General features: G+C 61.6%; 14 protein-coding genes. 7 read left to right on the top strand and 7 right to left on the bottom strand.

The genetic code is table 11. The features are described 5' to 3' along the window. Window positions 1-14: 14 nt before the first annotated feature. From glp to ABIN98_RS21155, 7 genes are all read right to left on the bottom strand, one after another. Window positions 15-1,277, bottom strand: coding sequence for a gephyrin-like molybdotransferase Glp (gene glp / locus ABIN98_RS21185; protein ID WP_346912845.1), 1,263 nt, complete (start codon window positions 1,275-1,277; stop codon window positions 15-17). After that, window positions 1,267-1,794, bottom strand: coding sequence for a molybdopterin-guanine dinucleotide biosynthesis protein B (gene mobB, locus ABIN98_RS21180; protein WP_346912843.1), 528 nt, complete (start codon window positions 1,792-1,794; stop codon window positions 1,267-1,269). Before mobB ends, glp begins: the two co-directional genes overlap by 11 nt. Next, entirely contained in the window at window positions 1,791-2,420 is a 630-nt protein-coding gene (mobA, locus tag ABIN98_RS21175; RefSeq protein ID WP_394701578.1) for a molybdenum cofactor guanylyltransferase MobA, read from the bottom strand. Before mobA ends, mobB begins: the two co-directional genes overlap by 4 nt. Before the next feature lie 20 nt (window positions 2,421-2,440). Then, on the bottom strand, window positions 2,441-3,337 hold the full coding sequence (fdhD, locus tag ABIN98_RS21170) for a formate dehydrogenase accessory sulfurtransferase FdhD (protein WP_346912839.1): 897 nt from the start codon (window positions 3,335-3,337) through the stop codon (window positions 2,441-2,443). Between the two features lie 41 nt (window positions 3,338-3,378). Beyond that, the gene (locus tag ABIN98_RS21165) at window positions 3,379-4,551 is read right to left on the bottom strand and encodes a benzoate/H(+) symporter BenE family transporter (RefSeq protein ID WP_346912837.1); all 1,173 of its coding nucleotides are present in this window, start codon (window positions 4,549-4,551) and stop codon (window positions 3,379-3,381) included. Between the two features lie 130 nt (window positions 4,552-4,681). Next, window positions 4,682-5,140 carry a BLUF domain-containing protein gene (locus ABIN98_RS21160; RefSeq protein WP_346912835.1) on the bottom strand — a complete coding sequence of 153 codons (459 nt, stop codon included), beginning with the start codon at window positions 5,138-5,140 and terminating at the stop codon, window positions 4,682-4,684. 203 nt (window positions 5,141-5,343) lie between these two features. Beyond that, window positions 5,344-6,024, bottom strand: a complete 681-nt coding sequence (locus ABIN98_RS21155; protein WP_346912833.1) for an SDR family oxidoreductase — start codon at window positions 6,022-6,024, stop codon at window positions 5,344-5,346. A gap of 211 nt (window positions 6,025-6,235) precedes the next feature. Here ABIN98_RS21155 and apbC point away from each other — a divergent pair, with 211 nt between their 5' ends. From apbC to ABIN98_RS21120, 7 genes are all read left to right on the top strand, one after another. Next, window positions 6,236-7,417, top strand: a complete 1,182-nt coding sequence (gene apbC, locus ABIN98_RS21150; protein ID WP_346912831.1) for an iron-sulfur cluster carrier protein ApbC — start codon at window positions 6,236-6,238, stop codon at window positions 7,415-7,417. A gap of 589 nt (window positions 7,418-8,006) precedes the next feature. Then, a complete protein-coding gene (locus tag ABIN98_RS21145; protein ID WP_346912829.1) occupies window positions 8,007-8,615 on the top strand; it encodes a molecular chaperone TorD family protein in 609 nt (202 codons plus the stop codon). A 91-nt stretch (window positions 8,616-8,706) separates the two neighbouring features. After that, entirely contained in the window at window positions 8,707-8,898 is a 192-nt protein-coding gene (locus ABIN98_RS21140; protein WP_346912827.1) for a twin-arginine translocation signal domain-containing protein, read from the top strand. Window positions 8,899-8,987: 89 nt separating this feature from the next. After that, the gene (locus ABIN98_RS21135; RefSeq protein WP_346912825.1) at window positions 8,988-11,885 is read left to right on the top strand and encodes a formate dehydrogenase subunit alpha; all 2,898 of its coding nucleotides are present in this window, start codon (window positions 8,988-8,990) and stop codon (window positions 11,883-11,885) included. A gap of 14 nt (window positions 11,886-11,899) precedes the next feature. Continuing rightward, a complete protein-coding gene (fdh3B, locus tag ABIN98_RS21130) occupies window positions 11,900-12,499 on the top strand; it encodes a formate dehydrogenase FDH3 subunit beta (RefSeq protein ID WP_346912823.1) in 600 nt (199 codons plus the stop codon). Between the two features lie 116 nt (window positions 12,500-12,615). Beyond that, window positions 12,616-12,822 carry a hypothetical protein gene (locus ABIN98_RS21125; RefSeq protein ID WP_346912821.1) on the top strand — a complete coding sequence of 69 codons (207 nt, stop codon included), beginning with the start codon at window positions 12,616-12,618 and terminating at the stop codon, window positions 12,820-12,822. 105 nt (window positions 12,823-12,927) lie between these two features. Beyond that, on the top strand, window positions 12,928-14,046 hold the full coding sequence (locus tag ABIN98_RS21120; protein WP_346912819.1) for a formate dehydrogenase subunit gamma: 1,119 nt from the start codon (window positions 12,928-12,930) through the stop codon (window positions 14,044-14,046). Window positions 14,047-14,051 lie beyond the last annotated feature (5 nt).

Raw genomic sequence — 14,051 nt, 5'->3', positions numbered from 1 at the left:
AAGACGGTTGGCTCTTAAAAGAACGGAATGAAATCGACGAGGCTACCGCGGGGAACCGAGGTGGCCTCTTCCGGGATTTCGATTAGGCCATTTGCTTCGCGCAAGCCGGTGATCAGGCCGGACCCGTCCCGGTCGAACTTGCGCACGATTGTGCGCCCGTCCTCATCCCTGTCCAGGATGCCCCGGTAGAATTCCCGCCGGTCCGGTTTCTTCTTGGGTACCTCGAAATCGGCCGGAACCTGAAATCGGCACGGCTCCAGGAACGGGCCGCCGCCGAGCACGGAAAGAACCGGGCGGGCATAGAGCAGAAAGCACACCATCGCGGCGACCGGGTTGCCGGGAAGTCCGAGAAAGACGCAAGACCCGATCTGGCCGAACATCATCGGCCGGCCGGGCTTGATTGCCAGTTGCCACATGTGCCGCTTGCCGAGCCGGTCCAGGCTGGACAGGACATGGTCTTCCTCGCCACGGCTGGCACCGCCCGTGGTCAGCAGAATATCCGAGCGCTCCGCCGCCGCCTGCATCGTGGTGGCAATCGTCTCCGCATCATCCTTCAGGACACCGAGATCTTCGATCTCCACATCCAGGTTCTGACACAGAGCCCGTAGCAGGAAGTGATTGGAATCGTAGACTTCGCCGGATTGCAGCTCTGTTCCCGGGCGGCGGATCTCGTCGCCTGTGGACATCAGCGCGACCCGGACCTTCCGGTAGACCCGAACAGTGCCCCGCCCGGTCGAGGCGATGGCGGCAAGATCCTGCGGCCGCAACCGATGACCGGGGGACAGCAGCACCGTGCCTTTGGCGAGATCCTCTCCGGCCTTGCGGCAATTGGCGCCTTTCTTCAGTCCGGCGGGGACGATCACGAAGGATTGGCCGTCCTGCTCGTGGGTTTCGCAGTCTTCCTGCATGGCAACCGTATCGCCCCCCGGCGGCATGAGCGCGCCGGTAAAGATCCGCGCCGCCCCCCAGGGGCCGAGCAGCGTCTCGCTCGGATGTCCGGCCGCGATCCGTTGCTCCAGCCGAAAGAAGCCGCCGGCTTCTTCATGGTCCTCAAAGCGGAACGCGTAGCCGTCGACCGCGGAATTGTCCGACTGGGGAACGTCGCGCGGAGCCGCGATCTCTTCGGCGAGAATGCGGCCGTTAGCCTGCTCCAGCGGGATATCTTCCGGCTCCGTCACGCAATGCATCCGCTCCTTGAGGATCGCCAGCGCCTCGGCGTGCCGCAGCCGGTCCTTGTCATGCAGGAAGCAGTCGTCGAGCAGAGGTTTAGCCGTCACCGTCCGGTTCCCCGAGTTGAACGTGTTTGGCAATAAAGTCGGCCATCGCGCCGATATCGTCCAGATCGAAAACCGGCAGTCCACCATCTGCAACAGGGTGATCTGCCGCGATCGCGACAATGGCGGGATCGTTCGGCGCCAGCGCTTCGGAGTTGGTCGAAGCGGTGCGCCGGGCTTCAATCTTTGGATGGCCTTCGCGTTTGTAGCCCTCGATCAACACCAGGTCGCATGGCGCAATCCGCGAGAGGATGTCGTCCAGGGTCGGTTCGTCCGCGCCCCGGAGCTCATGCATCAGCGCCCAGCGGTTGCCCGACACGAGCGCGACCTCGACCGCCCCGGCCTCCCGGTGCCGGTAGCTGTCGGTGTCCTTTTTGTCGATGTCGAAGTTGTGGTGGGCGTGCTTGACGGTCGACACCTTGTAGCCGCGCCGGGTGAATTCCGCTACGAGACGTGTGACAAGACGGGTCTTGCCGGAGTTCTTCCACCCGGTAATTCCGAATACGCGTTGCTCAATCATCCCGAGATCAGCCCTATGGCACGGCGGGCGGTTTCAAGATCCTCCGGCCGATTGGCGTTGAAAAACGGATCTATGCCCGTCTCGTCGTCTTCGAAGGCGACTTCGACGCTGTCGTGACGGTCGACAAAGGCAAGGACCTTGCCGCTCTGACCGCTGGAGAGCCAGTCGTGCAGGTCATCGGCGAGGGCGACGGGCCACAATCCGAAGACCGGATGAAGCCGGTCATGGGAACTCGCCAGCGCAATCACCGGCCGGTCGGCAGGCACTGCGTCCAACAGCGCAGACACCAGCGTCTTAGGAAAGAATGGGGTATCGCCGGCGACCGACACTACGTAGCGCACATCGGGTGCGTGGTTACGGGCGTAGATGAGGCCGGCGAGGATGCCTGCGAGGGGGCCTGCATAGTCCCCAACCGGATCGGCTGCGACGGGAAACCCGAATTCCGCAAAGCGCGCCGGATCGCCATTGGCGTTCAGGATAATCCGGCCGGTCTGTGGTGACAGCCGGTCGATGATATGGGCCAGCATCGATTTGCCGCCGATATCGATCAGCGTCTTGTCGCCGCCGCCCATGCGTCGCGACTGACCGCCGGCCAGAATGCAGGTGAGAACGCTGTTTTTGTCCATTGGATCAGAAGGTGTTTGCGTCATTCCGCGGCAAGGCTCCCCTTGCGCCGGACCTTGTCCGGTTCGTCCTCGGCGGAGGACGGTTCCATGTCGAAGTCGATCCGGTCTTCTCCGGATAAGGCAATGAAGCGCTTGCCCCGTGCCCGACCGACCAGAGTCAGGCCCGCGCGTCTTGCAAGGTCGACGCCCCAGGCGGTGAAGCCGGAGCGGGACACCAGGATCGGAATGCCCATCATAACGGTCTTGATCACCATTTCCGAGGTCAGCCGACCGGTGGTGTAGAAGATCTTGTCGTGGGCAGGCACATTGTTGAGGGTCATCCAGCCGGCGATCTTGTCGACGGCATTGTGCCGCCCGACATCTTCCATATAGACCAGCGCCTTGTCTTCCTGGCACAGCACGCAGCCATGGATCGCGCCGGCCTCCAGATAGAGCGACGGCGTGGTGTTGATGACCTTGGTGAGATTGTAGAGCCAGGAAGTTTTCAGCCGGGCGTCGGAGGTCAGCCGCACCTCGTCGAAACTCTCCATGACGTCGCCGAAGACGGTGCCCTGCGCGCAGCCGGAGGTGCGCACCTTCTTCTTGAGCTTTTCCTCGTAATTCGTTTCCCGCTCCGTGCGCACCACGACCACTTCCAGATCGTCGTCGTAATCGATGCCGGTAATGACATCGTCGGCCCGCAGCATGTTCTGGTTTTTCAGATAACCGACCGCCAGCAGGTCCGGATGGTCGCCGATGGTCATCATGGTGACCACTTCCTGGGAGTTCAGGTAAAGCGTCAGCGCCTTCTCGGTCACCACCTGTGTGTCGACCGGCCGGCCGTCCTGATCGATCCCGCGGACCGAGGTCGACAGGCGCGAATCCGTGGGGTCGGGGCGCAGGAGATAGCTATCTGCTGAAGAGGGTTCGTCGTTCATTCTGGAAAGAGTAGGCAGTGTGTCCGTCTTGGGCAAGATCATTACGGTGCGTTACGCCTGAACCGCATCAGCGCCATGAAGGCGCCGCCGGCGATCAGTCCCCAGAATGCGCCGGAGACACCGAAGAAGCTCAGGCCCGAAGCGGTTATGAGAAAGGTGAGGATGGCGGCTTCCCGCGTTTCTGCGTCCCGGGTCGCGGCCATGAGCGAATTGGCGAAGGCGCCGATCAGGGCAAGGCCGGCCACCGCCTCGATCAGCACCGGAGGCGCGGCAGCGATAAAGGTCGTGGCGGCGGCCGCGACGAGACCGAACAGGATATAGAAAAATCCGCTGAAGGCCGCCGCCCAGTAGCGGCGCTTGGGGTCCGGATCGGCGTCCTCGCCGGCGCACATGGCGGCCGTGATCGCAGCCAGATTGACCGCGTGCCCGCCGAAGGGAGCCGCGAACAGACTGAAGACACCGGTCAGGCTGAACAGCCGGCCGCCGTCCGGAAAGTAGTTGTTGACCGAAAGCACTGCCATTCCGGGAATGTTCTGGGACGCCATGGTGACGATGAACAAGGGCAGACCGATCCCGATAGCGGCGCCCAGGGTAAATTCGGGCATGACCAGGACCGGGCGTGTCAACACACTCAATCCACCAAACTGGGCCGGATCACTGGTGAGATAGATCAGGATCGCGGTCGTCAGCACGGCGAGCGGGACGGCGTATAGGCGCCGGAAGCGGAAGGCGAGCGCCCAGACGACGATAATGGTCAGGGCTTCGATCGGAAACTCACCGATGGCGCGGGCCGGCGCCAGGCACAGGCCGAACAGGACGCCCGCCAGCATCGCATTGGCAAGCGGCATGGGGATTGCGGCCACCGCCCGTCCGAGCGGCCGGAACAGGCCGGCCGCAATGATCAAGAGTGCGCACAGGATGAAGGCACCGACCGCCGCCGGAAAGCCGCCATCGACCGCGCCGCCGGTTGCCAGCAGGGCAGCGCCCGGGGTTGACCACGCGATGCTGATCGGCATGCGCGTGGCAAGGGCCGCCACGATCGCACAAGCGCCCATGGCGATTGACAGGGCCATCAGACCGCTGGCAGCCTGATCGGAACTGGCGCCGACGGCAAGCAGGCCTTGGACGACGACCGCAAAGGAACTGGCGGTGCCGACGATGGAGGCCAGAAGCCCGGCGGAGAAGGATTGCAGCGACGGAGGCGAAAGCGTCATGACGGAAAACGGAAAGGATGCGGGATCGGGGCTGCGGAAAGAGAAGACCCATCCTTACCGGACGCAGGCGTGAAAGCCACGCTAAAAACCCAAAAAACGAAATTTGGGAAATCGGACGAGACGGCAGGTCTCAGATCATAAGCATGGTGTTGGTCAGGCGACCTTCGAGCAATTCCGACGAATAGTGCTCGACAGCTTCCAGGGCCGATGCACGCGTGAGGTCAGAGGTATTTTCCAGGAGCGGCTTCAGGACCGGATTGAGTGCCGCGTCGACGCCATCGGTCAGATCGCGGAAAAACATCAGGCAATTGGGAAAGAGCCGGTCTTCTGCCGGTTCATGGAAGATGGCTTCCAGCGTGTTCAGGCGCGGATCGGTCAAAACGCAGTAGACCGTGTCGAGCACGGGGCCGGGGTCGCCTTCGAGGACCTGAACGATGTGCTGGTCGGCAAGAAACAGGGCACCGGTCACGCCGGATCGGCGGTTGATGCGCCGGACACGCGCCAGGCTTCTTTCAATTTCTGCCGAGAGCGGCCGCGACATATGCGTCCAGTCGATCCGGCACCGGTAACAAACTCGGTATAAATGCATGGCTCGTCTCTTCCCATCGACGTTCCGATGTTTCGAGCCTGCGCCTCAATTCGTTCAAATTTTATGAAAATTCGGCTGAATTCCACGCAAGTTAAGTCATTATAATGTCCTAACCTTACGGGAGCATTGCCGGATCGTTACGGATTTCTCCGAATGCTTGCTTTTCCGAAAATCTGGTTATCTCGGTTGTGGTGGATCTGGAACTAGAACGGCCGCTCTTCACCTGACCATTTGAAGAATTTTCCAGTATCGTCCATGGACAGACGATCAGCGATCCGGACGATGCCGGCGGCGACATCGGTGGCCTCGTGATCGGCCTCAGCTCCGCCCATGTCGGTGCGCACCCAGCCCGGATCGATCAGCGCGACCGCGATCTTGTCCGCTTCAAGGTCGGTGGCAAGCCCCTGCATCACCTTGTTGACGGCCGCCTTCGAGGCCCGGTAGGCGATCCGGTCCGACTTCCCGTAGCCCATCCACGCCATCTGGCTGGAAACGGTCAGGATCCGGCCTCGCTCCGCCTTGCGGATCTGCGGCAGAAAGGCCTGTGCGACGGCGAGCGGAGCAAGCGTGTTGATGGCGAGCGTTTGCGCAAAGCCCGCAAAATCCATGTCCAGCGTTGACTGCCGATCCGATCCGATGATGCCGGCGTTGTTGATCAGAATGTCTATGGGAGTGTCGAGGCTCGCGGCTGCCTGTCTGACGGCCTCGTGGTCGGTCACGTCGAAGGTAAGCGGCCGGAAATTCGGACCGAGTTTCGCAGCTGTTTCCTCCGCCTGGGTCTGTGTGCGGGCGGAGCCGTAGACGGTCCAGCCTTTTTCGAGAGCAGCTTTTGCGAGCGCGAAGCCGATACCGCGATTGGCGCCAGTGATGAGGATCGTGGTCATGGTGAGTCTCTCGGTCGGGAAGGGAAGGCGGTGCCTGGGAAGTCATGCGGCGATTCTCCGAAAGAGGCTAGCCGTGACAAGGTGATTTGCCGCCGCAGGAGCAATGCCTTTCCGGTTTCCATTGACGCCCCACAATGCGTGACTACGTTATGCGCACATGTGAAGGCCGAGCAGCGGCCGTCGGAATTGAGACGCGAACCGGGGCAACGGAATGAGCGAAGACATAAAGAAGGCGGTGCTGGAGCGGCTGTCGAAGGTCAAGGGACCGGATCTGGAAGGGGACTTGGTCTCATTGGGCCTTCTGTCGGAAATCTTCGTATCCGATGGCCGCGTTGCCTTCTCCATAACCGTGCCGGCCGATCGTGCCCAGGCGCTCGAACCCCTGCGCCAGGCCGCGGAAAAGGTGGTCAAGGAAATCCCGGGCGTCGAGAACGCCATGGTCGCGCTGACCGCTGAAAAAGCCGCGGGCAGTTCCGGCTCGGCACCTGTGCGCCCGGCGCCGTCAAAGGCGCAGGTCGGTAGTGTGCCACCGCCGATGCAGGCGCGCGCGAAGGCACAGGCCCCGGAGCAACCGGTTCAAAAGCCGGGTGTTCCCGGCGTCAAGCACATCATCGCCGTCGCCTCGGGCAAGGGCGGTGTCGGCAAGTCGACCACCACGGCCAATCTCGCCCTGGCGCTGCAGGCCAACGGCCTCAAGGTCGGGGTGCTCGATGCGGATATCTACGGCCCGTCCGTTCCCCGCCTTTTCCGGGTCACCGGACGGCCGGAACCGGTTTCGGGACGCATCCTCAAGCCGTTGGAAGGCTATGGCGTGAAGGTCATGTCCATGGGCTTCATGGTCGAGGAAGACACGCCGATGATCTGGCGCGGCCCGATGGTCATTTCCGCGCTGACCCAGATGTTGCGCGAAGTCGCCTGGGGCGAGCTCGATGTGCTCGTGGTCGATATGCCGCCTGGAACAGGCGATGCACAGCTCACCATGGCCCAGCAGGTGCCACTGGCCGGCGCCGTCGTCGTCTCCACGCCCCAGGATCTGGCGCTGATCGACGCGCGCAAGGGGCTCAACATGTTCCGACGCGTCGATGTCCCCGTGCTCGGTATCATTGAAAACATGAGTTATTTCCTTTGCCCCGACTGCGGCGGCAGGCATGACATCTTCGGTCACGGCGGCGCACGGGCGGAAGCGGAAAAGCTCGGCGTGCCGTTCCTGGGTGAAGTGCCGCTCGACATGCAGATCCGCGAAACGTCGGATGCCGGCACGCCGGTCGTTGTTTCCGATCCCGACGGTCCCCATGCGAAGATCTACCGGGAGATTGCGGCAAAGGTGATGGCCGAAATCGCCCGTTACGCGGGGGATGAACAGCGGGCCGCTCCGAAGATCGTCATCGAATAATCCGGCCCGGTTATCTGCCGGAGCGAACTGTCTCTGCGTAAAGAGCCGCCTTACTCTGAGGCGGCTCTTTTAAGTTGAGGCTCGGAGGCAATTTTTTTCTGGGCGAAAAGGTCTTTTTCAATTTGTTGTTTTGCGGTGCAACATATACCGCTCTGATCACCGGTCGGGGTGCAGGGCAAGGGTTCGTTGTGTAGTTTTCGTCAACTTCCAACGAAAATCGAAATTCGGCATAAAGTATTTCCTAATTCATTGAAAAATATAAAATTTATGCAGATTTGCACATCTATAAATTCAAAAAAATGAATATGTTAAAGCTGAGCAAAACTGAATCCAGTGACCTTCGAACCGAAGATTCTGCTCCGAGTCTCGGCTGAAGCGCCGTTTCGAGGCGAGACCCGCTTCGTGGCGCGCGATTTTGCGCTGCAATGGTAATTGTTGTTTTGCGTTGTTTATATGTATTATTTTCCAGAAAAGAAGAAAATAGAAGTAGGAGCAAATTAAAAGTGCCTAATATTGCGACGCAGTAAGGATTTCATTTGCGGCTCGTCAGGTTCAGAGCGATGATTTCAGCCTGAGGGAGAATGCATTGATGTCGCAAATGACGTCGCAGGAAATTTCGATCGCGCCGGAAGACAGCGACCGGGCTGTCTTGTATGGATTCGTGGGTCGCCTGCTACAGGCCGCGCCTTCCGAAGAGGAAGTCGTGGCTATTCGTGGGCTGACTGTCGATGACACGCCGGTCGGTGAGGCGATTGGCAGATTGGCCGCTGCTGCCCGGGCCGAAGACGCCGGTAGTCTGAAACGCGCCTATCAGGACCTCTTCATCGGTCTCGGACGCGGCGAGTTCGTTCCCTATGCATCCTACTATCTCACCGGTTTCCTCCATGAGAAGCCGCTTGCCGACCTCAGGGCGAGTATGGCCGGGCTCGGCATTGAACGTGCCGAGGGCGTGAGCGAGCCGGAGGACCACATTGCCGCCTTGATGCAGATGATGGAAGGCATGATCGTCGGCGAGTTCGGTGAGCCGGCGACGCTTTCCGAGCAAAAGGCGTTTTTCCAGAAGCATGTCGGTTCGTGGGCAGGGCATTTCTTCAAGGATCTCGCCGCCACACAGACAAATGCGTTTTACGCCGCCGTGGGTGCGCTCGGCGGCGTTTTGATTTCTGTCGAGGACGAGGCTTTCGGCATGGCCCAATAGGCGGACGCTGAACGGTAGGACAAGAAACCGCCGCACGATTGGCCGGAGAGGGCTGATGCGGCATCCAAAAGATGAGAGCTGGAGAGAAAGAATGAAGGACAGGAAAGAGCAGGACGTCGGCGGACGGCGGAACTTTTTGAAACTCGCCAGTCTTGGCGCTCTGGCAAGCGGTGCGACGGTCGTAGCCGGTTCCGCTGAGGCCGCCGAGGCGGTCGAGCAGGGCGGAAGCGGATATCGGGAAACCGATCACGTGAAGAAAGCTTACGAAACCGCACGGTTCTGAACAATTAACCGGTCTGCGACGCGGCGGATCGGTTCGGGGAATTGGCTGGACGGCTGTCCTTCACGGTTCCGATCGAGGGAGAGACAAGAATGCTCAGAAAGAAGACAAGCGGTGTGGCGCGGCGTGGCCGGCTTTCATCTGCCCTGGCCGACTTTGGCGCGACCACCATGGATCGCCGGACGTTCCTCCGCCGGTCCGGTGTTGCAGCCGGCAGTCTGGCCGCAATTTCGGCCGCATCCGGCGGCATGGTACAGAAGGCTCAGGCCCAGGCGGCGACCGCCGGCAAGGTCGATATCAAGAAGTCGATCTGCACCCATTGCTCCGTCGGCTGCACGGTTCTGGCCGAAGTCAAGGACGGCGTCTGGATCGGTCAGGAGCCCGGTTTCGACAGCCCGTTCAACCTCGGGTCTCATTGCGCCAAGGGCGCTGCGGTACGCGAACACGCCCATGGCGAGCGCCGGCTGAAGTATCCGACCAAACTGGTCAACGGCAAGTGGGAGCGCATTTCCTGGGATCAGGCCATCGAGGAACTCGGCGACAAGATCCTCGACGTGCGCGAAAAGGACGGTCCGGACAGCGTCTACTGGCTAGGGTCGGCCAAGCACAGCAATGAGCAGGCCTATCTGATCCGCAAGTTCGCGGCCTTCTTCGGCACGAACAACGTCGATCACCAGGCGCGTATCTGTCACTCGACCACGGTCGCAGGTGTTGCCAACACCTGGGGCTACGGCGCGATGACCAACTCCTACAACGATATTCACAATTCGCGCGCCATCTTCATCATCGGCGGCAATCCGGCCGAGGCGCACCCGGTGTCCCTGCTGCATGTTCTGAAGGCGAAGGAAGAAAATAATGCGCCGCTGATCGTCTGCGATCCGCGTTTCACGCGCACGGCGGCCCACGCCTCCGAATATGTTCGCTTCCGTCCCGGAACGGACGTTGCCCTCGTCTGGGGCATTCTGTGGCACATCTTCGATAACGGCTGGGAAGACAAGGAATTCATCCGCCAGCGCGTCTGGGGCATGGATCAGATCAAGGCCGAAGTCGCCAACTGGACGCCGGAAGAAACCGAGCGCGTCACCGGCGTGCCCGGTTCGCAGCTCAAGCGCGTTGCCCGGACGCTGGCCAACAACCGGCCGGGCACCGTGATCTGGTGCATGGGCGGCACCCAGCACACCAACGGCAACAACAACACCCGTGCCTACTGCGTCCTGCAGCTTGCGCTGGGCAACATGGGCAAGTCCGGCGGCGGCACCAACATCTTCCGCGGCCACGACAACGTTCAGGGCGCGACCGACCTTGGTGTTCTGGCCGATACCCTGCCGGGTTACTACGGCCTTGCCGACGGCTCTTGGGCCCATTGGGCCCGCGTCTGGGACGTGGATGTAAACTACATCCGCGGCCGCTTCGCCACCATGAAGGGGACGGACGGCAAGGACGTCGCCATGATCAACGAGAAGGGCATTCCGGTGTCCCGCTGGATCGACGGCGTGCTTGAAGACGAGGACAAGCTGCAACAGCCGCACAACACCAAGGTGATGGTGTTCTGGGGTCATGCGCCGAACTCGCAGACCCGCCTGCCGGACATGAAGGTGGCGATGGAAAAGCTCGACACGCTCGTCGTGATCGATCCCTATCCTACCATGTCCGCGGTCCTGTCCGACCGCAAGGACGGCGTCTATCTGCTGCCGGCCGCGACTCAGTTCGAAACCTACGGGTCGATCACGGCATCCAACCGTTCCCTCCAGTGGCGGGAAAAGGTGGTCGAGCCTCTGTTTGAATCCCTGCCGGATCACGTGATCATGTACAAACTCGCCAAGAAGCTCGGCTTCGCGGACGAGATGTTCAAGAACATCGAGGTCAATGGCGAGGAGCCGCTGGTCGAGGACATAACCCGCGAATTCAACCGGGGCATGTGGACCATCGGCTATACCGGCCAGTCGCCGGAGCGGATGAAGCTGCACATGGAGAACCAGCACACCTTCGACCGCACCAGCCTCCGTGCAAATGGCGGTCCGTGCGACGGCGATTTCTACGGCATGCCCTGGCCGTGCTGGGGAACGGCGGAGATGGGCCATCCGGGAACGGCGAACCTCTACGATCCGTCGATCCCGGTTGCCGAAGGCGGCCTGTGCTTCCGCGCCCGCTTCGGGGTGGAGCGCGACGGCGACAATCTCCTGGCCGAGGATTCCTGGCCGGAGGGCTCGGAAATCAAGGACGGTTATCCGGAATTCACCATGGCCATGCTGAAGAGCCTGGGCTGGGATGGCGACCTGACCGCCGAGGAGCTTGCCGCGATCGAAGCGGTTGCCGGTGACAAGACCAACTGGAAGACCGACCTGTCCGGCGGTATTCAGCGGGTCGCGATCAAGCACGGCTGTGCGCCGTTCGGCAACGCCAAGGCCCGCGCGGTGGTCTGGACCTTCCCGGATCCGGTGCCGCTGCACCGCGAGCCGCTCTACACCAACCGCCGGGATCTTCTGGACAAATACGCGACCTATGAGGACAAGTCCTTCTGGCGCGTGCCAACGGCCTACAAGTCGATCCAGGAGAACGACTTCTCGAAGGACTTCCCGACCATCCTGACCTCAGGGCGCCTCGTCGAGTACGAAGGTGGCGGTGACGAAACCCGGTCCAACCCATGGCTGGCCGAGCTGCAACAGGACATGTTCGTGGAAATCAACACCGCCGATGCCAACGATCTTGGTGTCCGCGACGGCGAGATGGTCTGGGTCCACGGTCCGGAAGGCGGCAAGGTCAAGGTAATGGCCTTGGTGACAGAACGGGTCGGCCGGGGCGTGGCCTTCATGCCGTTCCACTTCGGCGGTCACTACCAGGGCGAGGACTTGCGGAGCAAGTACCCGGCCGGAGCCGACCCCTATGTCCTGGGTGAAGCATCCAACACGGCTCAGACCTACGGATACGACAGCGTCACCCAGATGCAGGAAACAAAAGCAACATTGTGCCGCATTGAGCGCGCGGCTTAAGGGAGGGAGTACTCATGGCACGAATGAAATTCCTCTGTGACGCCGAACGCTGCATCGAGTGCAACGCCTGTGTCACTGCCTGTAAGAACGAAAACGAGGTGCCCTGGGGCATCAACCGCCGCCGCGTTGTCACCATCAACGACGGCAAGCCGGGCGAGCGGTCCATCTCGGTGGCCTGCATGCACTGCTCCGACGCACCGTGCACGGCGGTTTGTCCGGTGGACTGCTTCTACCAGAGCGACGAGGGTGTGGTGCTCCACTCCAAGGACCTGTGCATCGGCTGCGGCTACTGCTTCTACGCGTGCCCCTTCGGCGCGCCGCAGTATCCGCAGGCCGGTAACTTCGGCTCCCGCGGCAAGATGGACAAGTGCACCTTCTGCTCCGGCGGTCCGGAAGAGGACAACTCCGCGGCCGAATTCCAGAAATACGGCCGCAACCGTCTGGCGGAAGGCAAGCTGCCGCTCTGCGCGGAAATGTGCTCCACCAAGGCCCTGCTCGCCGGTGACGGCGATGTGGTCTCCGCGATCTATCGCGAGCGTGTGGTTGCCCGTGGCTTCGGCTCCGGCGCCTGGGGCTGGGGCACCGCCTACAGCCAGAAGGCCGGCAACTTCTAAAAGCGTCCCTTGGCGGATCGCTTGAACGATAAAAGGACGGAGGCGGCTGACCAGTCGTCTCCGTTCTCTGCCTTGATAGCAACGGAACCGCGGACTGTAGTCGGGAAGTCGGATCGATGATCTCCAAATCCATCAAAACGGCGGGGCATTTGGTCCTGGTCGGCGTGCTGTTCGCTCTGACCGGACTTGCCGGATGCCGCGAACAGGAAGAAAATAGGCCGATCAAGCTGGAAAAAGGCCAATATGAAGGCAAGACGGATCCCGGCCTGACGGAGGCGCAGCGGCGCGAATTACGCTTGCGCGGTGAACAGCAGAAGTTCTGATCGGCGAACAGGCTTGCAAGCCCCATGCGCAACCGGGGGACGGAAACCCGGGCGCGGAAGAGGCATCAGGAGGACCAGATGATCTGTAACCGGAAAACCATAAAAATGTTCGGCTCGCGCGGTCTGATGCCGCTTCTGGCCTTGAGCCTGATCGTCTTGGCGCTCGCCGGCAATCCGGCCGTGGCGCAAACTTCGCTCGCGCCGGATGCGGCTCCGCAGGCAAGTCCGTCCGGTGGCATGGTTCCGGGCGACACGCTGGGCACGACGTCCGATTCCGACTACTGGCGTGCGGTGCGCCACGGCCTGCAGGGCAATGTCTCCATTCCCGACAAGAAGGCCGGAACCCTGGTCCAGTCGGAAGGCGAGGCCTGGCGCTCGTTCCGCAACGGACCGCTGACGCTTTACGCCAGCTGGGCGCTGCTCGGCACCATCGTCCTCCTCGGCCTGTTCTACGCCATCCGCGGCCGTATCCGCATTGAGCATGGCAGGTCGGACAAGACCATCACCCGGTTCAAGGCGGTGGAGCGCTTCGGCCACTGGATGCTCGGCGTTTCCTTCATCATCCTCGGCCTGACCGGGCTGAACATCCTCTACGGCCGCTATGTGCTCAAGCCCGTGATCGGCGACGGTGCCTTCGGCTTTCTCACCCAGATGGGGAAGTACCTGCACAACTATCTCGCCTTCGCCTTCATGGCGGGGCTGGCGATGATCTTCGTCATGTGGGTGCGCCACAATCTGCCGGACCGGACCGACATCAAGTGGCTCCTCCAGGGTGGCGGCATCTTTTCCAGAAAGCTGCATCCGCCGGCGAAGAAGTTCAACGCCGGCCAGAAGGTGATCTTCTGGTCGGTGATCATCGGCGGTCTGTCCCTGTCCCTCTCGGGCTGGGCGCTCTTGTTTCCGTTCACCACCCATTTCTTTGCCGACACGTTTGAGAAGGTGAACCTGATTTTCGGTACGGAGCTGCCGACAGCTCTGACGGCGCTGCAGGAGCAGCAGCTCAACGCGCTGTGGCATTCGATCATGGCGGTGTTCATGATCTGTGTGATCCTGGCGCACATCTACATCGGCTCCATCGGCATGGAAGGCGCGTTCGACGCCATGGGTACCGGCGAGGTCGACCTCAACTGGGCGAAGGAACATCACTCGATCTGGGTGGAGGAACACCTTGCCGACGTCCACAAGACCTCCGGTTCCGGGGGCACCCCGCAACCGGCCGAATAGGACGG

Origin of the sequence: uncultured Roseibium sp. (assembly GCF_963675095.2) — a bacterium.
Taxonomy (GTDB): Bacteria; Pseudomonadota; Alphaproteobacteria; order Rhizobiales; family Stappiaceae; genus Roseibium.
The sequence above is the reverse complement of the archived record's forward strand: the minus strand, read 5'-3'. Positions and strand labels throughout refer to the sequence as shown.